Annotated in this window: 17 protein-coding genes and 1 pseudogene; 12 read left to right on the top strand and 6 right to left on the bottom strand. The window is 56.9% G+C overall.

Annotated features, from left to right (window positions below):
* Window positions 1-9 precede the first annotated feature (9 nt).
* Together malQ and tnpA are read left to right on the top strand one after the other, a co-directional pair.
* Complete coding sequence (gene malQ / locus BJF97_RS26860; protein WP_014227067.1) at window positions 10-2,103, top strand: 4-alpha-glucanotransferase; 2,094 nt, start codon at window positions 10-12, stop codon at window positions 2,101-2,103.
* Between the two features lie 166 nt (window positions 2,104-2,269).
* Window positions 2,270-2,703: pseudogene (gene tnpA / locus BJF97_RS26855) on the top strand (IS200/IS605 family transposase).
* 89 nt (window positions 2,704-2,792) lie between these two features.
* On the opposite strand, the gene pckA reads toward tnpA, so the two are convergent.
* The 5 genes from pckA to BJF97_RS26830 all read right to left on the bottom strand — a co-directional run bounded on the left by pckA (window position 2,793) and on the right by BJF97_RS26830 (window position 8,939).
* Complete coding sequence (gene pckA, locus BJF97_RS26850) at window positions 2,793-4,415, bottom strand: phosphoenolpyruvate carboxykinase (ATP) (protein ID WP_032693746.1); 1,623 nt, start codon at window positions 4,413-4,415, stop codon at window positions 2,793-2,795.
* Between the two features lie 348 nt (window positions 4,416-4,763).
* Complete coding sequence (gene hslO, locus BJF97_RS26845; RefSeq protein WP_160741635.1) at window positions 4,764-5,648, bottom strand: Hsp33 family molecular chaperone HslO; 885 nt, start codon at window positions 5,646-5,648, stop codon at window positions 4,764-4,766.
* An 18-nt stretch (window positions 5,649-5,666) separates the two neighbouring features.
* Complete coding sequence (gene hslR, locus BJF97_RS26840; RefSeq protein WP_014227064.1) at window positions 5,667-6,068, bottom strand: ribosome-associated heat shock protein Hsp15; 402 nt, start codon at window positions 6,066-6,068, stop codon at window positions 5,667-5,669.
* Window positions 6,065-6,748 carry a GMP/IMP nucleotidase gene (gene yrfG / locus BJF97_RS26835; RefSeq protein ID WP_004854954.1) on the bottom strand — a complete coding sequence of 228 codons (684 nt, stop codon included), beginning with the start codon at window positions 6,746-6,748 and terminating at the stop codon, window positions 6,065-6,067. Before yrfG ends, hslR begins: the two co-directional genes overlap by 4 nt.
* Window positions 6,749-6,809: 61 nt before the next feature.
* The gene (locus tag BJF97_RS26830; RefSeq protein ID WP_032693745.1) at window positions 6,810-8,939 is read right to left on the bottom strand and encodes an intracellular growth attenuator family protein; all 2,130 of its coding nucleotides are present in this window, start codon (window positions 8,937-8,939) and stop codon (window positions 6,810-6,812) included.
* 327 nt (window positions 8,940-9,266) lie between these two features.
* Between BJF97_RS26830 and nudE the strand changes: the two genes are divergently transcribed.
* Window positions 9,267-9,827, top strand: a complete 561-nt coding sequence (gene nudE / locus BJF97_RS26825) for an ADP compounds hydrolase NudE (RefSeq protein WP_004854946.1) — start codon at window positions 9,267-9,269, stop codon at window positions 9,825-9,827.
* Between the two features lie 145 nt (window positions 9,828-9,972).
* Here the strand turns inward: nudE and mrcA are convergent, their stop codons facing one another.
* Window positions 9,973-12,531 carry a peptidoglycan glycosyltransferase/peptidoglycan DD-transpeptidase MrcA gene (gene mrcA, locus BJF97_RS26820; protein WP_009654857.1) on the bottom strand — a complete coding sequence of 853 codons (2,559 nt, stop codon included), beginning with the start codon at window positions 12,529-12,531 and terminating at the stop codon, window positions 9,973-9,975.
* Window positions 12,532-12,648: 117 nt separating this feature from the next.
* On the opposite strand from mrcA, the gene BJF97_RS26815 reads away from it, so the two are divergent.
* The 9 genes from BJF97_RS26815 (at window position 12,649) to dam (ending at window position 20,174) form a co-directional block, all read left to right on the top strand.
* Complete coding sequence (locus BJF97_RS26815) at window positions 12,649-13,440, top strand: hypothetical protein (RefSeq protein ID WP_032693744.1); 792 nt, start codon at window positions 12,649-12,651, stop codon at window positions 13,438-13,440.
* Window positions 13,437-13,976, top strand: a complete 540-nt coding sequence (locus BJF97_RS26810) for a PilN domain-containing protein (RefSeq protein WP_014227060.1) — start codon at window positions 13,437-13,439, stop codon at window positions 13,974-13,976. The genes BJF97_RS26815 and BJF97_RS26810 overlap by 4 nt, the downstream gene beginning before the upstream one ends.
* The gene (locus BJF97_RS26805; RefSeq protein ID WP_032693743.1) at window positions 13,960-14,400 is read left to right on the top strand and encodes a HofO family protein; all 441 of its coding nucleotides are present in this window, start codon (window positions 13,960-13,962) and stop codon (window positions 14,398-14,400) included. Before BJF97_RS26810 ends, BJF97_RS26805 begins: the two co-directional genes overlap by 17 nt.
* A complete protein-coding gene (locus BJF97_RS33145) occupies window positions 14,390-14,797 on the top strand; it encodes a HofP DNA utilization family protein (RefSeq protein WP_014839685.1) in 408 nt (135 codons plus the stop codon). Before BJF97_RS26805 ends, BJF97_RS33145 begins: the two co-directional genes overlap by 11 nt.
* A complete protein-coding gene (gene hofQ, locus BJF97_RS26800) occupies window positions 14,706-15,947 on the top strand; it encodes a DNA uptake porin HofQ (protein ID WP_032719989.1) in 1,242 nt (413 codons plus the stop codon). The genes BJF97_RS33145 and hofQ overlap by 92 nt, the downstream gene beginning before the upstream one ends.
* 270 nt (window positions 15,948-16,217) lie before the next feature.
* Window positions 16,218-16,739 (top strand): shikimate kinase AroK, encoded by a 522-nt coding sequence (gene aroK, locus BJF97_RS26795; RefSeq protein ID WP_004106441.1) that lies wholly within the window; start codon window positions 16,218-16,220, stop codon window positions 16,737-16,739.
* A gap of 54 nt (window positions 16,740-16,793) precedes the next feature.
* Window positions 16,794-17,888, top strand: coding sequence for a 3-dehydroquinate synthase (gene aroB, locus BJF97_RS26790; protein WP_004854923.1), 1,095 nt, complete (start codon window positions 16,794-16,796; stop codon window positions 17,886-17,888).
* Window positions 17,889-17,972: 84 nt separating this feature from the next.
* On the top strand, window positions 17,973-19,268 hold the full coding sequence (gene damX, locus BJF97_RS26785) for a cell division protein DamX (RefSeq protein ID WP_032693741.1): 1,296 nt from the start codon (window positions 17,973-17,975) through the stop codon (window positions 19,266-19,268).
* A 78-nt stretch (window positions 19,269-19,346) separates the two neighbouring features.
* On the top strand, window positions 19,347-20,174 hold the full coding sequence (gene dam / locus BJF97_RS26780; protein WP_014227055.1) for an adenine-specific DNA-methyltransferase: 828 nt from the start codon (window positions 19,347-19,349) through the stop codon (window positions 20,172-20,174).
* Window positions 20,175-20,190 lie beyond the last annotated feature (16 nt).

Raw genomic sequence — 20,190 nt, 5'->3', positions numbered from 1 at the left:
GACAGGCCTATGGAGACTAAACGCCTTGATAACGCTGCCCTGGCGGCGGGAATAAGCCCAAGCTACATCAACGCTCATGGAAAGCCGCAGTCCATTGCTGCGGTGACCAAGCAGCGGCTGCTTGATGCGATGCATCGTACAGCGAGCGCCGTGAAGGCGGCGGTTAACCCGCTGCCTGCGGTGCAGGTGTTCACCTACGGCAAAAAGATGTCTCTGCCGGTGGCGGGCCAGGGGGAGTTCCACTGGATCCTCACCACCGAAGAAGGGAAACAGTATCAGGGCCAGGCGCGCGGCGGTGAAACGCTGCCGCTGCCGGCAAGATTGCCGGAAGGGTACCACACGCTGACGCTGACTCAGGACGGCGACCGCTGGCACTGCCGGGTCATCGTCGCGCCCGCGCGCTGCTACGAACCGCAGGCGCTGAAGGATGGCAAGAAGCTGTGGGGAACCTGCGTACAGCTGTATACGCTGCGCTCGGAGAAGAACTGGGGGATTGGCGACTTCGGCGATTTACGCGCGATGCTGCCGGAAATCGCCCGCCGCGGCGGTGCGTTTATCGGGCTTAACCCGATTCACGCGCTCTATCCGGCTAATCCGGAGAGCGCCAGTCCGTACAGCCCCTCTTCGCGCCGCTGGCTCAACGTTATCTATATAGACGTCAATGCGGTAGAGGATTTCCGACACAGCAAAGAAGCGCAGAAATGGTGGCAATCACCGGCTACGCAGCAGGCCCTACAGGCCGCGCGTCAGACCGATGATGTTGACTATACCGCCGTGACCGCCCTTAAGCTCACTGCGCTGCGCATGGCCTGGAAAGGTTTTTCCGCACGTAACGATGAGACGACGGCGGAGTTCCGTCAGTTTGTGGCGCGCGAGGGGGAAAGCCTGTACTGGCAGGCGGCGTTTGACGCGCTGCACGCCTGGCAGGTTAAGCAGGATCCGCTGCGCTGGGGCTGGCCCGCGTGGCCGAAGGCTTATCAGGATACCGATAGCCCGGAGGTTAAAGCGTTCTGCACCGAACACGCCGATGAGGTGAATTTTTACCTGTGGCTGCAGTGGCTCGCTTTCACTCAGTTTGCCGAATGCTGGCATACCAGCCAGAACGACGCCATGCCGATCGGCCTGTATCGCGACCTGGCGGTGGGCGTTGCGGAAGGCGGGGCGGAAACCTGGTGCGATCGCGAGCTGTACTGCCTGAAAGCTTCCGTCGGCGCGCCGCCGGATATCCTGGGCCCGCTGGGACAAAACTGGGGCCTGCCGCCGATGGATCCGCATATCATCGTGGCGCGCGCCTATGAGCCGTTTGTCGAACTGCTGCGCGCCAACATGCAAAACTGCGGGGCGCTGCGCATCGATCACGTGATGTCGGTGCTGCGTTTGTGGTGGATCCCTTACGGTGAAACGGCCGATCACGGCGCCTATGTGCAGTATCCGGTCGACGATCTGTTGTCGATTCTGGCGCTGGAGAGTAAGCGTCATCGCTGTATGGTGATCGGCGAGGATCTGGGAACCGTACCGGTAGAGATCGTCGGTAAGCTGCGTAAAAGCGGCGTTTACTCTTACAAAGTGCTCTATTTCGAAAATGACCACGAGAAGACTTTCCGTGCGCCGAAGGCGTATCCGGAGCAATCAATGGCTGTGGCTACGACGCATGACCTGCCAACGCTGCGCGGCTACTGGGAAAGCGGCGACCTGACGCTGGGTAAATCGCTTGGCCTGTATCCGGATGCGGTGGTACTGCGCGGACTGTATCAGGACCGCGAGCGGGCGAAGCAGGGGCTGCTGGACGCTCTGCACCGCTACGGCTGTCTGCCGAAGCGTACCGGGCACAAAGCGTCGCTGATGGCGATGACGTCGACCCTCAATCGTGGAATGCAGCGCTATATTGCCGACAGCAACAGCGCCCTGCTGGGCCTGCAGCCGGAAGACTGGCTGGAGATGGCCGAGCCGGTCAATATTCCGGGCACCAGCACGGAGTATCCAAACTGGCGTCGCAAGCTCTCCACCACCCTCGAGGCGATGTTTGCCGATGAGCAGGTGAATAAGCTGCTTAAGGATCTGGATAAGCGGCGCAAGGCGGCGAGTAAGAAGAAGCCAGCGTGATGTCAACGCGATAAAAAAGCCGGGAAGCGATTCCCGGCTTTTTCATTGTCATCCCTAAACCACCTCCTAGGGAGGTGGTGATTGCTCCTGTAAGGCTTTAGCCTGAAGAATGCCCATGTCGGAATATCTCTGCTTACTCACCACAAGTAAAAGGAGACAAACCGACATGGGACTTTACAGGAGTTCATCACATGTATATTGGCGTTGCAAATACCACATAGTCTGGACACCCAAGTACCGATTCAGGATCCTGAAAGATAAGCTGGGTAAGGAGCTGTACAGGACGATCTATATCCTCTGTGGAATAAAGGATTGTGAGGTTCTGGAGCTAAATGTTCAGCCCGATCATGTACATCTGGTCGTCATCATTCCACCAAAGATCTCGATATCAACTCTGATGGGCCATCTAAAAGGACGCAGTGCCATCAGGCTTTATAACCGTTTTCCACATATCAGGAAGAAGCTATGGGGAATCATTTTTGGTCGCGAGGCTACTTTGTCGATACGGTGGGAGTGAATGAAGAAATTATCAGACGATATGTGAGGCATCAGGAGAAAACGGAACAAACGTATGAACAGCAGATGGAATTGCTAGAGTAATCAGCGGAAGGTGACAATAGCCCCCCTTACAGGGGGCATTCTCAAAAGCCACCTTCTCAGAAGGTGGTCTTTTACTTCTGCGGACCCGATTAGCGTTTCGGCCCCGCGGCCACCAGCGCAGCGCCCGCCGGCGTATCGGTGTACTTCTCGAAGTTCTCGATAAACAGCTTCGCCAGCTGTTCCGCTTTCTCCTGCCACTGCTCCGGCGATCCGTAGGTGTTGCGCGGGTCAAGGATATGGGTATCCACGCCGGGAAGCTCGGTCGGGATCTGCAGCTCAAACATCGGCAGAGTGAAGGTTTCGGCGTTGTCCAGCGAACCATCAAGAATGGCGTCGATAATGGCGCGAGTATCTTTGATAGAGATACGTTTACCGGTACCGTTCCAGCCGGTGTTGACCAGATAGGCCTGCGCGCCGGACGACTGCATGCGCTTCACCAGCACTTCCGCGTACTGCGTCGGGTGCAGCGACAGGAACGCCGCGCCGAAGCAGGCGGAGAAGGTTGGCGTCGGCTCCGTGACGCCGCGCTCGGTACCCGCCAGTTTGGCGGTGAAGCCAGACAGGAAATGGTACTGGGTCTGGTCGGCGGTCAGGCGAGAAACCGGCGGCAGGACGCCAAAGGCGTCGGCGGTCAGGAAGATAACCTTGGTGGCATGACCGGCCTTAGAGATCGGCTTAACGATGTTCTCGATATGGTTGATCGGATAAGAGACGCGGGTGTTTTCGGTCTTCGAACCGTCGTTAAAATCGACGGTGCCGTCGGCCAGCACCACCACGTTCTCCAGCAGCGCATCGCGGCGAATCGCATGGTAGATATCCGGCTCTGCGGCTTCGGAAAGCTTAATGGTCTTGGCGTAGCAGCCGCCTTCGAAGTTGAAGACCCCGTCGTCATCCCAGCCGTGTTCGTCATCGCCAATCAGACGGCGTTTCGGATCGGTAGAGAGGGTGGTCTTGCCGGTACCGGAAAGGCCGAAGAAGATGGCGACATCCTCTTTTTCCCCTACGTTGGCGGAGCAGTGCATGGAGGCGATGCCCTTCAGCGGCAGCAGGTAGTTCATGATCGAGAACATCCCTTTTTTCATTTCGCCGCCGTACCAGGTGCCGCCGATGAGCTGAATGCGCTCGGTCAGGTTGAACGCGACGAAGTTCTCGGAGTTCAGACCCTGTTCTTTCCACTGCGGGTTGGTGCACTTGGCGCCGTTCATCACGATGAAGTCCGGCTTGAAGTTTGCCAGCTCTTCATCGCCTGGTCGGATAAACATGTTCTTCACGAAATGCGCCTGCCAGGCGACTTCGGTAATAAAGCGGACGCTCAGGCGGGTGTCGGCGTTGGCGCCGCAGAAGGCGTCAACGATAAACAGACGCTTGCCGGAGAGCTGGCGGGTCACCAGCCCCTTCAGGTGCTGCCACGTTTCCTCAGAGAGCGGCTTGTTGTCGTTCTTGCCTTTGCCTTTATCAGCCCACCACACCGTATCGCGGGTGGTGTCATCACGAACGATATACTTATCTTTTGGAGAACGGCCGGTAAAAATACCGGTATCTACGGCGATTGCACCAAGATTTGTTAATACGCCACGTTCATAGCCTTCCAGATTGGGGGCGAGCTCTTCTTCATACAAAGTATCGTAGCTGGGGTTATGAACGATATCCTGGACGTCATTGATACCATAAGCCTTGAGATCCTGCGGGGTTAAACCATTATTAACGCGCATGTCACTGCTCCTTAGCCAATATGTACTGCTTTAAATTGTAGGGTTTATTACGGGGTATAGACCGCGACCAGGCTCATAGATTTACGTATCTCGACAAACGGCGGACTTACGAAAAACGTTGTGACTCCTGTCACGAGGCGTAGGGGATTATCTCAGGAATTGGGGCATAGTTGGGGGTAGATGTTTCTTAATGGTTAAAAAGTAATTAAAAAAACTGTTGAAATGTGAATGTAATCGCTTACCTGAAAGAAAATTACGTAACTCTTTCATGGGGAATCGATTCACCACGCGCAGAAAAAGCGTTGACGCCAGGCGCGAAAAGGGAAACCGCGCCTGGCGAAGCGATGATTAGTGGAGCTGCGGGTCGGCCGGGGAGGCGTTGTTACGAATTTCGGCAATATCCATCGCATTAAAGATGTAGTGATTACCGCAGTAGTCGCAGTGCATATCGATTTCACCTTCATCGGCCAGGATGCTATCGATCTCCTCATCCGGCAGCGTTTTCAGCGCGCCGGCGCAGCGCTCGCGAGAGCAGGTGCACTTAAACTCGACGTTCTGCGGCTCGTAAACGGTGACTTCTTCTTCGTGATACAAGCGCCAGAGCACATCGTTCGCTGGCAGGGTAAACAGCTCTTCAGCTTTGATGGTCTCAGTCAGGGTGCTCAGATGTTCGAAATCCGCCGCCTGTGCGTCCTGCGCCGGCAGAACCTGCAGCAGCATGCCGCCGGCCATCGGTTTACCGTCGTGTTCACCGCTACGAATGATCAGTCGGGTCGGCAGCTGTTCGGAGCGCTGGAAGTAATCTTCGAGGCAGGCCGCAAGGGTATCCCCCTCGAGACCGACCACGCCCTGATAGCGCTCGCCCTCTTCCGGAGAGATGGTAATGACCAGATATCCGTTACCGACCATGGTTTTCAGGTCCGCCCCTTCCGGGATCTCGCCCTGGACGCGGGCTACACCGCGCATCTGCTGCTGGTTGTTGCCGTTGATCACCGCCAGCGACAGCGGGCCATCGCCCTGCAGCTGAACGGTAATATCGCCGGCGAACTTCAGCGTGGCGGTCAGCAGGCTGGTGGCAACCAGCAGTTCCGCCAGCACGGTTTTCACCGGCTGCGGGTAGCTATGGTTGGTCAGAATCTGTTCTAAAGTTTCTGAAACGGTTACCAGCTCACCGCGTACGGCATAGTTTTCAAACAGATAGCGGTGTAATTGATCGTGTTGAGTCATAATCATCTCTCTTGCGGGCCACAGTTATTCACTATCGCCGTGTTTAAATCTCATCAGGTCGCGGCGCTCTTTCTTATCCGGTCGCCTGTCGGGATGCGGCATGGTTAACGCGTTCATCTTCCGCGCCAGCGCCATTTTCTCGCGTTTCTCGATGCTCTCCGCCGTCTCTTCATAAAGCGCGACGGCTTCACTGGCGGGTCTGCGCTGTTCGGTAATGCCCTTTACCACGATGGTTCGTTCGTCATTACCCTGGCGAAGCAGCAGGGTCGCGTTCAGCTCGACCACTTTGCCCGGCTTACTGCGTTGTCCGTTATAGTGCACCTTGCCGCCTTCAATCATCTCGCGCGCCAGCGCACGGGTTTTATAAATGCGGGCTGCCCACAGCCATTTGTCCAGCCTGACGGCTTCGACGGGTTTTTCTTTCATGGCCTCTCCTGTAGGGTCAGCGAGGGGATCAGATGCCGGTAGTCATTCAACCCCGGATGGCGAGCGTAGCTTTTTTCCGCCAGCCCGGAGTCGGGGTTGGTGATACCGAGGCAATAGCGGATGCCGTACTCCGCCGCCGCGTCCAGAATCGCCTCGTTATCGTCGACGAAGAGCGTATTACGCGCGTCGAAGCCGGTTTCTTCAGCCACGGCGTGCCACAGCCGCTGATCTTCTTTCGGATAACCAAATGTGTGGGTGGAAAGCAATAAATCAAGGTGTGCATCCAGCCCGGTGTGCTTTAGCTTCACCGCCAGATTATGCGGATGGGCGTTGGTCAGCAAAATCCGCCGTTTGCCGCTGTTTTTTAGCGCCTCGAGGAACGGCACGGTATCTTCACGCAGCGCGGCCCTTGGCCCCTGCTCGCTGGTCATCGCACAAATATCCAAACCAAGGCGCTCGCTCCAGTAGTCCAGGCAGTACCAGTTTAGCGTATGTTGCACCGCGTGGTACTCCTGGCGCATCGCGTCCCTGGCTTCCTGCAGGTTGAGACCCCGCGCGGCGCCCCAGGTTTCCGGCACCAGTTTTTGCCAGAAGTAGTTGTCGAAGGCGAGGTCGAGCAGCGTGCCGTCCATATCCAGCAGAACGGTATCAACCTCCTGCCAGGCGATATCAAAATGCATGGTGGGTCTCCAGCGAGGGGGAAATTGCGCGACAGGGTATCATACCCGGTCGCGCAGAGAATTATTCTTGCGGGTCCGGCGAGGAAAGGAGATCCGGATTCAGGCAGCTTTCGTAGTATTTCTGAATCTCTTCCTGACGCTGGCGATGGCGCTGATAGCGACGAAAAGCCTGAAGGCCGTGATACGCCGTACAGCCCAGCATGGTCAGCAGCAGCAGCGTGGTGCCGAGATAGCGCCACAGACCGGTGCGATCGGGAATACGATGCAGGTTGATGTGCTGCGTCCCGTTGGCATCGGTATAAAGATTGGTGACGATGCCTTCTGCCTGGAACGGCGTGTGCATTAACATGCCCGCCAGGCGCTGAAGTTCGCTCCACTGCTGGTGTGCAGGGAAGTCGTATAACCCGGTGCCTGGCCATGGCTGATTCACCAGGTCGCTGCCTTCATCGCTGGCAATCAGGAAACCGCCGGGCGCCGGGCTATTCAGCGCCTGCGCCGCGCGCGAGGTTTCACGGCTGATGAACGGGGCGGTGGAGGTGGTGACCAGATTCTCCAGCGACTCCGCGCTTACCGGGCGTAACAGGACGTTGACGCCATCCAGCTTGCCCGCGTTTGCGCGTTTGGTCAGGGTTTCCCAGTTGCGGGTATTACCGAGGTTAACCAGCGCATTCTTCAAACGAACGCAATCGTCTTTCGCAGAGCACAGGTCGTTAGTTTTGGTGACGATATCGCCAAAGTCATCCAGCAGCACCATGCCTGACTTCTGAATGGCGGAACGCAGCGCCGGGCTGACGCGCGAATCGTCATCGGATTCGGGATGGAGCTGTCTCTGAACGGTCTGCATCAGGGCGGTGGCCTTACTGACGATATCTGACTCCGGCAGCGGCAGGGGAGGGGCATCATTCCAGACGATTTGTGAACAATCGAACGGCATAAACGGCGAGTTCTCTTTTGCCGTCCAGGCGCCCGGCGAGTGGATGTTGCACATTCCAGTGCCTTTCAGGCGCAGCGTGTCGCCGATGCGAATCTTTGACTTCTCCAGCTGGGCAACCGTCGTGGCTTCGATAGTTTGTGCGCCCTTGAGCCATGAAAGGGTGAATTTAAAGGGCATATTCAGCGGTACGCTGGCCCACAGCATCACGACGACCAGCAGCGCGCCCAGGGCGATAATCGCGCTGCGGAGCCAGTACTGAAGCGGGAAGTTTTTGACCTCATCATGCAGCGACAGGAAGCGCCCCTGGCGGACAACGTGGCGGCTAAGATAGATGTCGATATCCGTTTGTTGGCCGAGGTCCTGCGCGATCCACGGCTGCCAGTGGCGCGGGTAGATAAGATCGATAATGCCGAGGGAAATATTATTGATATGTTCCTGGTCGTTTTCACCAAACAGCCCCCAGCGTTTAGGCATGCCGCGCAGGCAGTGAATTTCCCGCAGCGATGTTTTACGTGGGGGGGCGTAAATACCCCATATGCCCGCAAGCAGGAGAAGCAACCCGCCGCCCAGTAGCCAGGGGGAAAAAACGTTGGGAGTCATCAGGCTGCAATAAAACAGCAGGAAAGCGGTGACCACCAGGATGGCTTCGCGCAGACCGTCAGGGCGGCTGAGCGCGTGCTCTTCAGGGGTTTCCGGGCGGATGTTCAGCAGCTCAATTTGTTCGCTCTCTTCTCCGCGGATGGAAGCCTGAGGCACGGAGGATTTTTCAAGCGCCAACCCTCGGGACTCGTGCGGGTAGTCGCTGAGGGTTTGCCCGTTGAGAGCAATCACCAGCGGCAGGCTATCGGTGGAGATTAATTCGACGCTGTTTTCATCATTGATGTGTTGTTCCCAGAAGGGAGGAAGATGAATTTCAACGGAATCAAGGAAGTAGCGCCATTTGTTGAGCTCGTCGGTGGTGATGCCGTAGCGAGTGATGGCTCGGGTGACGCTATAAACGGTGCCGCTCTGTTCGTTCAGGGTCAGGTTTACCGGCGCGCTGCTGGCGCCTGATGCCGGCAGCTGCTGGTTGCGGCTGAGACGGTCGAGGTATTTTTCTACGGCGCTGCGCTCTTCATCGGAAAGCTTGCGCGTCGCGGCATCGCTAAAGGCCTGCAGCAGCGGCAGGCGACGACGTCTTGCATGCGTGCGATACCACCACCCGATAAGCAATGCGCAGATTAGCAGAGCTATCAAAAATATCAGAAAGGTGCCCATGCCCATCCCATCATAGTTATTCTTTTCTTACTGGTATCGTCGGTTGCCATTCATCAATGGAGGTAAAACAGCCGTCGCAATCGGCACTCTGTTAAAGCGGGAACATCTCTTATGCAAAGCAGCAGCATACAACCTTATCAAAAACGTTAAAATCCAGGAATCAGTATATTCTCAAATACTATTCAACCTATTGACTTTTTAGTCATTGTGATAATCGGGCTCGGGACGGGAAAGTTGCAACTATGTAAATTAGTAGCGATTAGGATTGCCGAAACCGTGCTGCGTATCGCACAATGGCCGCTGTAATCACAGCATAGACCGATGACAATGAGCAAATCATTACAAAAACCCACTATTCTCAACGTTGAAACAGTCGCGCGCTCGCGCCTTTTTAATGTTGAAAGCGTGGACCTCGAGTTCAGCAACGGCGTGCGCCGAGTGTATGAACGGATGCGGCCTTCTACCCGTGAAGCCGTGATGATTGTGCCGATTGTCGATGACCATATAATCTTGATTCGCGAATACGCTGTCGGTACGGAATCCTATGAGCTGGGCTTCTCAAAAGGCCTGATCGATCCGGGTGAAAGCGTACTGGAGGCCGCCAACCGCGAGCTAAAAGAAGAGGTCGGCTTTGGCGCGCAAAAACTGACGTTTTTGAAAAAGCTGAGCATGGCCCCCTCCTACTTCTCCAGCAAGATGAACATTCTGGTGGCGGAAGATCTTTATCCGGAATCGCTGCCCGGCGACGAGCCCGAGCCGCTGCCCCAGGTTCGCTGGCCGCTGTCGCAGCTGATGACGCTGCTTGATGAAGAAGACTTTAACGAAGCGCGTAACGTTAGCGCGCTGTTCCTGCTGCGCGAATGGCTGCAGGCGCAGGGGCGGCTGTAGCGTCACTCCCGGATAACGAAAAATGCCCCACGGCGGGCCTTACGGAGCCGTTGCGGTAGGTCGTGGTAAAGGCGCCAGCCGTGGCACGATATCTACAACCGGTTTTCCGTCAGCCAAAAAAAAGCGCCCGCAGGCGCTTTTTTTGTCAGAACAGTTCGTGGGTTTCCCCCCCGCCATCGGTAATGGTGGTGCCGACTTCATGAACCGCCTGCTGGGTAGGCTGAGTGCCCTCAATAAAGTACTCAGCGCGGCTGTTACCGCCGCTGGCCAACTGACCGGTACTGCGGTCAATGTTGACCGTAATAATACCCGGCGGCGGCGTAAGCGGTTCTTCCGGTACGCCTTGCAGCACGTTTTTCATAAAGTCATCCCAGGCCGGCTGAGCGCTTTTGGCGCCGCCTTCATAGCCCGATATCTGATCTTTGATTGCCCCGGAGGCGGTGGTGCGGCCAAGGTCGCGACGGTGGTCATCGAAGCCAATCCATACCGACGTCACCACGCCAGGGCCGTAGCCCGAGAACCACGCATCTTTTGAACTGTTGGTGGTCCCGGTTTTGCCGCCGATATCGTGACGCTGCAGATCGCGCCCCGCTCGCCAGCCGGTGCCCATCCAGCCCGGTTCGCCGAAAATATTAGTGTTCAGGGCGCTTTTAATCAGGAACGCCAGCGGGGTGTTGATCACGTGCGGCGCATACTCGGGTGCGCCACTTTGCGCCACCAGCGACTGGTTCGCCTGCGCCAGCTGCGGCTGCGGAGGAACGCCGGGGTTTTGCGGGTCCTGAGAGGTCGCTACGTCCTCAACGTCTTTGTTCTCGAGCACATCGGACTTCGGCGTATCGCCATAAATCACCGGAATATTGCACTGCGGGCAGGCAATTTTTGGCCGCTCTTCAAAAATGACGCCGCCCTGATCGTTCTCGATTTTGCTGATGAAATAAGGGCTGACCAGGAAACCGCCGTTAGCCATCACCGAATAGCCGCGAGCAACCTGAAGCGGGGTGAAAGACGCGGAGCCCAGCGCCAGCGATTCTGTCCGCACGATGTTCTGCGCCGGGAAGCCGAAGCGCTGAAGATACTCTGCCGCGTAGTCCACACCCATGGCGCGCATCGCGCGAACCATGACAACGTTCTTTGATTGACCCAGCCCCTGACGCAGGCGGATAGGGCCCGCATACTGCGGCGGAGAGTTTTTTGGCCGCCAGTCGGAGCCGGAGCCGGCATCCCAGCGGGAAATCGGCACATCGTTGAGCATGCTCGCCAGCGTTAAGCCTTTATCCATTGCCGCTGTGTAGAGGAACGGCTTAATGTTAGAACCGACCTGGCGCAGCGCCTGAGTCGCGCGGTTGAACTTGCTCTGGTTGAAATCGAAGCCGCCGACCAGCGCAATGATCGCCCCGTTTTGCGGGTTGATCGATACCAGCGCCGAGTTGACATCAGGCACCTGCGATAGCCACCAGCTGCTACCCACCTGACGGACCCACACCTGCTGCCCGGCCTGCACCACATCGTTCACTTTACGCGGCGTGGCGCCCTGTTGGGTATCAGAGATAAACCGACGCGCCCAGCGGACGCCTTCCATATTCAGCGACACCGAGGTGCCGTTGCTCATGAGTGCGACGGCTTCCTGCGGGCTTGCCGAAGTGACTACCGCCGGAGAGAGCGGTCCGGTACTCGGGGTTTTTTTCAGGGTATCGAGGATTTTCTGGTTATCCCACGGCGTTTCGCCCACCTTCCACAGCACCTTTTCCGGGCCGCGATAGCCGTGGCGCATGTCGTAATCCAGCACGTTATTCCGCACCGCCTGCTGGGCGGCCTGCTGATTTTTACGGGTAATGGTGGTGTAGACGCGATAACCGTCTTCATAAGCCTGCTCGCCGTAGCGGCTGACCATTTCCTGACGCACCATTTCGCTAAGATACGGGGAGGAGAAGGCGATTTCCGGCGTATGGTAGCTGGCGTCAATCGTCTGGCTACGCGCCTGATCGTACTGCGACTGCGTGATGTAGCCTTCGCTCAGCATCCGTGAGAGAACAACGTTGCGGCGGGCGGTTGCGCGATCCATGGAGTAGAGCGGGTTAAACGTCGACGGCGCTTTAGGCAGGCCCGCAATGACCGCCATTTCGCTCAGCGTAAGCTGGTCGACGGATTTCCCAAAATAGACCTGCGCGGCCGCGCCGACGCCGTAGGCGCGGTAGCCAAGATAGATTTTGTTCAGGTACAGCTCAAGGATTTCATCTTTATTGAGCAACTGCTCGATGCGGATCGCGAGGAAGGCTTCTTTCACCTTACGCATCAGCGTCTTCTCAGGGCTCAGGAAGAAGTTGCGCGCCAGCTGCTGAGTAATCGTACTGGCGCCCTGCGAGGCGTGGCCGGAGAACATCGCGACGCTGGCCGCGCGGAAAATCCCGACCGGGTCAACGCCATGATGCTCATAAAAACGGCTATCTTCGGTGGCGATAAACGCTTTTATCAGCTCAGGCGGCATTTGCTGCAGCGTGACGGGAATACGGCGTTTTTCGCCATATTGCGCAATCAGCTCGCCATCCGCGCTATAGACCTGCATCGGGATCTGCAGGCGCACATCCTTCAGGGTTGCGACGTCGGGGAGCTGCGGCTCTATATATTTATAGAGACCAAAAATCGAGCCTGCTCCCAGCAGTACGCAACAGACTGCAAGGATAAAAAGATACTTTACGAACTTCACCGGAGATTTCTCATTTAGTTTTCATTGGGCAGTTTATAAACAAACGCGCAGTAGTATAAAGGCAAGCCTGGAGCATTGATATAGCGAAGCATATCGGCGGATAAGGAGATCGTAGGCATGGCTTTTAGAAACTGGCGCATAGGAATGCATATTCAGCAGGACCATATTGCTATCGTCGCGTTATTACTCGAGCGTTCACGCTGGGCGCTACGTCGCTGGTGGAGTATCCCGCTGATGCCCGGCACCGTGCGGCAGGGCATCGTGGTGGACGTTGAGTCGCTGGCCCGCCAGCTGCAGCCCTGGCGGCGGGAGCTGCCTTTGCAGCATCAGGCGTGTATTGCCTTCCCGGCGGCGCGAACGCTGCAAAAGCAGCTTCCGCGCCCGCAGATTTCATTACGAGAAAGCGAGCAGGCGACCTGGATCGCCAGCGCGATGGCGCAGCAGCTGGAAATGCCCGCGTCATCGCTCTGCGTCGATTATGTGGACGCCAGAGCGGTGGATGGCTGGCGGGTCACCGCCGCGCAGCGCCTGGATATTAACGCCCTCGGCCAGCTGGCAAGCCGCCTTAAGCTGAAGGTGGTCGGAATTGTGCCGGACGCCAGCGCGCTTGGCGCCTTTTTCCCCTGGCTGCCCGTCGAGGTTCAGGGGCTGGCGTGGCGTGACGAAGCGAGCTGGCTTTGGGCGACCGCTGATAGCTGGGGATGCTGTCCATGCAGCGACGTACCCTCTTTTCCCGGCCTGGTTTCCCGGGTGAACGCCGGAGAGTTTCGCCTTTGCACCTCTGCCTCGCTCGACGGCCAGAATTTTGACGCATGGAGCGTCATTCATCGCCTGCAGCCCCCGCTCCCGGCCCGTGGCGATAGCTTTACCGTTGCCCTCGGCCTGGCGCTGGGAGCGGGTCAGCCATGAGCCACATCGTTAACTTCCTTCCCTGGCGCGAAACGCGTCGACGGCAACGTCTGCGGATGGCAGGACTGCTGATTGTGGGTTTGCTGCTTATTCTGCTTGCGGCGATCCTCGCCTCACGGCTCAACAAACGGGCCAGCCACTCGCTTGAAACGGCGAGGATAAGCGCTGATGACCTGCTTTATAGCGCATTACAGCAGCGTGAACGCGCCATGCGCCAGCGCCTGCAGCAGCAGGAACAACGGCGCCTGCGCTATCTGCGGCGCGAGAGAACCGCCGCCTGGCAGCCAACGTTACAGGCGATAGCGTCGCGTATGCCGGAGCACGCCTGGTTAACGCTGCTGGAATACCGACAGAATACCCTGGTACTGAGCGGACTCACGTTGCATCTAAAGGGGCTGGCTGAGCTTGAAAAGGCGCTGGGGAGCGTTGCCGGCTTGCGTCCGCCAAAGGCGGGAGAAACGCACCGCGACAGCGAAGGGCGCTGGTTATTTCACTTCTCCATGGCCGAAGAGGACGACAATGCAGTGGGACGTTGAACGTTGGCTGACGGGGCGCAAATATCTGTTCATGATATCCGTCGCTCTGGTCCTCATCGCCGTAATCGGGTTCTGGCTACTGCTGCCTCTCAAGGCCGAAACGCCGGCGGGGCGCTCGCCGCAGGTACAGGCGCAGTGGCGAAAACTGCTGCCGCTGCGTAGCGCTTTACAGACCGCCGGCATGGAGGAAGACGCGACCCAGGTTTTTACGCCAATTGATCTTCCTATTGCCGGGGCGACGCTTATCGCCTGGCGGCCAGGGGGCTCCGCAGGCGAGATGCAGCTGGCGGTTGACTGGCAAGCGGTGCCCGCGCTCTTTTCCTGGCTGGCTCGCTGCGGGATGCGCGCTACGGCTTTCTCCCTGCAGCCGGAAAAGCAGGCGTTACGGTTGACCCTGCATCTGGAGGCGGAAGATGCGCCTTAAATGGTGGTGTTGGCTGCTGTTCCCGCTCCCGCTGCTGGCTGAAGAGCGCGATCCGTTCCAGCCCCCGGTGGACCGCTGCCGGACGGCGCAGCTTAGCCAGTGGCGCTACGGCGGTGCTATCGGCGATTCGCTGGCGCTTATGGGTATCGTGCAGGATAGCGCCGGGAAATGGCGTCGCGTGAGGGCGGAGGCGATTTTGCCCACGGGCTGGCGGGTGACGCGCCTGACGCCAGAGAAAATGACAATATCAACCGGTCCTGGGTGTGAACCCGCACAGTGGGTCTGGCTGCGAAAGGGAATAAAGAATAATGCGATGGACAAGCCTGCTGTTTCTGCTCCTGCCGCTGATGGTCGTCGCGGCCAAAAAGGATCTTCCCGTGTCGCTGGTCGTCGATGATGCGCCGGTGTCCCAGGTACTGCAAACGCTGGCGGAGCTGAAGCAAAAAAATCTCGTGGTGGCTCCTGACGTCAGCGGTACGGTATCTCTTCATCTGAAGGAGGTGCCCTGGTTACAGGCGCTGCGCTCGGTTATCGACAGCGCCGGTCTGGCCCTGACTCAGCAAGGTTCGGTCCTGTACGTGCACACTCAGGCGTGGCAAAAGGCGCAGCAGCTGCAGCTGGAAGCGGAAAAAGCAAAGCGTCTGCAGAACCTTCCTTTGCAGGGGCATAGCGTGACCTTGCATTATGCGGATGCAGAAGATTTGGCGAAGGCGGGTGAAAAACTGCTGAGCGCTCGCGGGCATATGATGGTCGATAAGCGAACCAACCGCCTGTTGATTCGTGATGATGCCCGGCACCTCCCGGCGTTAAAAGCGTGGGCCCGGGAGATGGATGTGCCCGTCGGCCAGGTTGAGCTGGCGGCGCACATCGTCTCAATGAGCGAAACCAGCCTGCGCGAACTGGGCGTTAAGTGGAGCCTGGCCGACGCCAGCAGCCCGCCGGGCTCCGGTAAATTAACCACCTTGAGCAGCAACCTGGCGGTAGGGGATGCCAGCACGAGGGCCGGGTTTAACATCGGCCGCATCAGCGGGCGGCTTCTGGAGCTGGAACTTTCCGCGCTTGAGCAGAAGCAGCAGGTGGACATTATCGCCAGCCCTCGGCTGTTGGCTTCCCATATGCAGCCCGCCAGCATTAAGCAGGGCAGCGAGATACCTTATCAGGTCTCCAGCGGCGAAAGCGGGGCGACCTCCGTTGAGTTTAAAGAGGCGGTGCTGGGGATGGAGGTGACGCCGACGGTGCTGCATCACGATCGCGTGCGTTTAAAACTCAGGATTAGCGAAAATACGCCGGGCCAGGTGCTCAAACAGGAAAATGGTGAAGCGCTGGCTATCGATAAACAAGAAATAGAAACGCAGGTTGAAATGAAAAGCGGCGAGACCCTGGCGTTAGGCGGGATCTTTGCGCAGAAAAATAAAACGTCTCGCGATGGTATTCCTCTCCTTAGCGACATCCCCTGGCTTGGTCAGTTATTTCGCCGTGACGGTAAGGATAACGAACGACGTGAACTGGTTGTCTTCATCACTCCACGTATTCTGGCAGTGCATTAAGCGGGTTTTTCATGCTAAACACGTTTCAGGTGTTTGACGTGAGGACGGATTTAGCATACAAGGGGTACCGATTTGAGAGTCGGGTACGACATCAATCCTCCCTTTCTTGTCCGGTGATTTATTCTGTTGCCAAACCAGCCGGAGTATTGAGATAATTTTTAGTCTGACTCTCGCTCTAATTGCATATGAGGTTTCAGTTCATGTCCTGCTGCGCTGGGTGTCTGCGAAGCGGGTTTACCATTAACGAATAGTCTTAGTAGTACCGAAAAAATGGCAGAGAAACGCAATATCTTTCTGGTTGGGCCTATGGGTGCCGGCAAAAGCACTATTGGGCGCCAGTTAGCCCAACAGCTCAACATGGAATTTTACGATTCCGATCAAGAAATTGAGAAACGCACTGGCGCAGATGTGGGTTGGGTCTTTGATGTAGAAGGCGAAGACGGCTTCCGCGACCGTGAAGAAAAAATCATCAATGAGTTGACGGAAAAACAGGGAATCGTGCTGGCAACCGGCGGTGGCTCTGTAAAATCCCGTGAAACGCGTAACCGTCTCTCCGCCCGCGGCGTGGTGGTCTACCTGGAAACAACTATCGAAAAGCAGCTTGCCCGTACGCAGCGCGATAAAAAGCGTCCTTTGCTGCAGGTTGATGCTCCGCCTCGCGAAGTACTGGAAGCGCTGGCGGATGAACGCAATCCGCTGTACGAAGAGATTGCAGATGTCACTATCCGCACTGACGATCAAAGCGCGAAAGTGGTAGCAAACCAGATTATTCATATGCTGGAAAGCAACTGATTCTGGCTTAATAAAGTGCGTCAGAGTAAAAGCAACTGAGGTGGACGTCGCGTTATGGAGAGGCTTACTGTAACCCTCGGGGAACGTAGTTACCCGATTACCATCGCGGCTGGTTTGTTTAACGATCCAGCTTCCTTCCTGCCACTGAAATCAGGCGACCAGGTCATGCTGGTCACCAATGAAACGCTGGCGCCGCTTTATCTGGATACCGTACGCTCCGTACTTGAGCAAGCGGGCGTAAAAGTCGATAGCGTGATTCTTCCCGACGGCGAGCAGTTTAAAAGCCTGGCGGTGATGGATACCGTTTTTACCGCGCTATTGCAAAAACCACACGGCCGCGACACGACGTTAGTGGCGCTCGGCGGTGGGGTGATTGGTGATTTAACGGGATTTGCAGCGGCCAGCTACCAGCGTGGCGTGCGCTTTATTCAGGTTCCTACCACTCTGCTGTCGCAGGTGGATTCTTCGGTCGGCGGCAAAACGGCCGTCAACCATCCTCTCGGCAAAAACATGATTGGCGCCTTCTGGCAGCCGGTTTCTGTTGTTGTCGATCTTAACTGTCTCAAAACGCTGCCGAAGCGTGAGCTCTCTTCCGGCCTGGCTGAAGTGATCAAGTACGGCGTTATTCTTGACGGCGAATTCTTCGACTGGCTGGAAAATAATATTGATGCATTGCTGGCGCTGGATGAAAAAGCGATGGCGTACTGTATCCGTCGCTGCTGTGAGCTGAAAGCTGAAGTTGTCGCCGCCGACGAGCGCGAAACCGGGTTACGTGCTTTACTCAATCTTGGCCATACTTTTGGTCATGCTATCGAAGCTGAGATGGGCTACGGTAACTGGTTACATGGTGAAGCGGTCGCTGCCGGTATGGTGATGGCGGCGCGTGCATCCGAACGTCTGGGGCGGTTTAATCCGCAGGATACGCAGCGCATTATTCATCTGCTGCAGCGTGCTGGCTTGCCGGTAAGTGGCCCGCAGGAGATGGCAGCAGAGGCGTATTTGCCCCATATGATGCGTGATAAAAAGGTGCTGGCGGGCGAGATGCGGCTGGTGCTACCCCTCGCGATAGGGAAGAGCGAGATACGCGGCGGAGTCCCGCATGATGTTGTTCTTGGCGCGATTGCTGATACTCAGCAGGCGCAACAATAAGAAGGTCTGGCCGCGTTCGCGCGGCGTTATCATTTCGGGTGACGTGCAATAGTCGTGAGCATAAGCCTTTTAGTGGGGTGTTAAATGGATGAATTAAAACCAGAAGACGATATGAAAGCCGATCGCAGCGATCGTCGTACTGGTCGTTCTCGTCAGTCTTCAGAGCGTGATGCCGATCCGCAAATCAATTTTGATGATGTCGAACTTGATGATGCAGACGATGGTCGCCCGACGCGCGGCGGCAAAGCACGCCGTGAGCGCGATGAAGAACAGTATGAAGAGTACGAAGAAGAAGTAGAGTCTGACGAAGACGATGACGAAGAGCGTCAGGTTGAGCGTCGTCCTCGTAAGCGTAAGAAGGCGCCTGCGAAACCGGCTTCCCGTCAGTACATCATGATGGGCGTGGGGATCCTCGTTCTGCTGCTGCTGATCGTTGGCGTGGGTTCCGCGCTGAAATCACCATCCTCATCCAGCGAGCAAACGGCTTCCGGCGAGAAGAGCATCAACCTGTCCGGCGAGCAGGACAATAATAATACCCAGCCTGCTGCTCAGGATTCATCAGCGGCAAACAACGCGCAGCCGCAGGATGTTTCTCTGCCGCCTATCGCGTCTAACCCGACTCAAGGTCAGGCGACGGCTGAACCCCAAGGCCAGCAGCGCGTTGAGGTTCAGGGCGATCTGAACAATGCGCTGACCCAGCAGCAGGGTCAGATTGATAGCGCGGTTGCGAATTCTACTCTGCCAACTGAACCTGCCACCGTTGCGCCAGTGCGCAATGGCACCGCGGCCCCGCGCCAGGCGACGACAGAGCGTCAGACGGCGGCGACACCGCGTCCGGCGGAGCGTAAGCATACGGTTATCGAACCGAAACCGCAGGCCACGGCGAAAGCGCCGACCCAGCCGAAGCCGGCAGCGGTCCAGCCTAAGCGTGTCGAAAACGTCGCGACCACGAAGCCGGCAGCCGCGCAGCCGACTAAGCCTGCCGCAACTGCCCAGGCCAAACCAGCCGCGACTACCGCGCCTGCTGCGACCGCGACCACCGCGCCAGCAGCAACTGCCGCTCCGGCTGCTACGGCCGCTGCGGGTAAAAGTGCGGGTGACGTCAGTTCGATGAAGTCTGCGCCGTCCGGCCACTACACGCTGCAGCTCAGCAGCTCTTCTAACTACAACAACCTCAACAGTTGGGCGAAGAAAGAGAAGCTGGAAAAATATGTTGTCTATGAGACTACGCGTAACGGACAGCCCTGGTATGTCCTGGTGAGCGGCATCTACGCTTCGAAAGATGAAGCGAAACGTGCTGTTGCTACGCTGCCAGCAGATGTACAGGCAAAAAATCCGTGGGCAAAACCGCTGCATCAGGTTCAGTCTGACCTGAAATAATGCCGCAGTGTAGTCTGAAGCGCAGGATGCTGTCGGAGCTTTCTCCACAGCCGGAGAATGTGTAATTAGTTAGGCAGCATGAAAAAGAATCGCGCTTTTCTGAAATGGGCAGGGGGTAAATACCCCCTGCTTGACGATATTAAGAAGCATTTGCCGCAGGGCGACTGCTTGATTGAGCCTTTTGTGGGCGCCGGGTCGGTATTTCTGAATACCGACTTTTCTCGTTATATCCTCGCTGATATCAATAGTGATTTGATTAGTCTGTATAACATCGTCAAGCTGCGTACCGATGACTATGTTACGGCGGCGCGTGAGATGTTTACGCCAGAGAACAACGTCACAGAGCAGTATTATCGGTTCCGTGATGAGTTCAACCAGAGCCAGGAGCCGCTGCGTCGCGCGGTGCTGTTCCTGTATCTGAATCGTCATGGCTACAATGGCCTGTGTCGCTACAATCTGCGCGGTGAGTTTAACGTGCCGTTTGGTCGCTATAAGAAGCCCTATTTTCCCGAAGCTGAGCTGTATCATTTCGCGGAGAAGGCGCAGCATGCAGAGTTTCATTGTGAATCTTATGAAGAGTGCATGAAGCGGGCAGATAACCGCTCCGTTGTTTACTGCGATCCGCCCTATGCGCCGCTGTCATCAACGGCGAATTTTACGGCTTATCATACGAATAGCTTTAGCCAGGAGCAGCAGGAGCTGCTGGCTAAAAAGGCGGAATCGCTGATGAAAAAGCGCATTCCAGTGCTGATTTCAAACCATCGCACGCCGCTTACTGAGGAGTGGTACAAAAACGCCGCTGAGACGCATATTGTGAAGGTTCGACGCAGCATCAGCAGCAACGGTGGTACACGTAAGAAGGTGGACGAGCTTCTGGCTCTGTACCGTCCGCCCAAGACCAAATAAATTTCAAGGAGATGCG

Origin of the sequence: Klebsiella sp. LTGPAF-6F, assembly GCF_001753185.1 — a bacterium.
Taxonomy (GTDB): Bacteria; Pseudomonadota; Gammaproteobacteria; order Enterobacterales; family Enterobacteriaceae; genus Klebsiella; species Klebsiella michiganensis.
The sequence above is the reverse complement of the archived record's forward strand: the minus strand, read 5'-3'. Positions and strand labels throughout refer to the sequence as shown.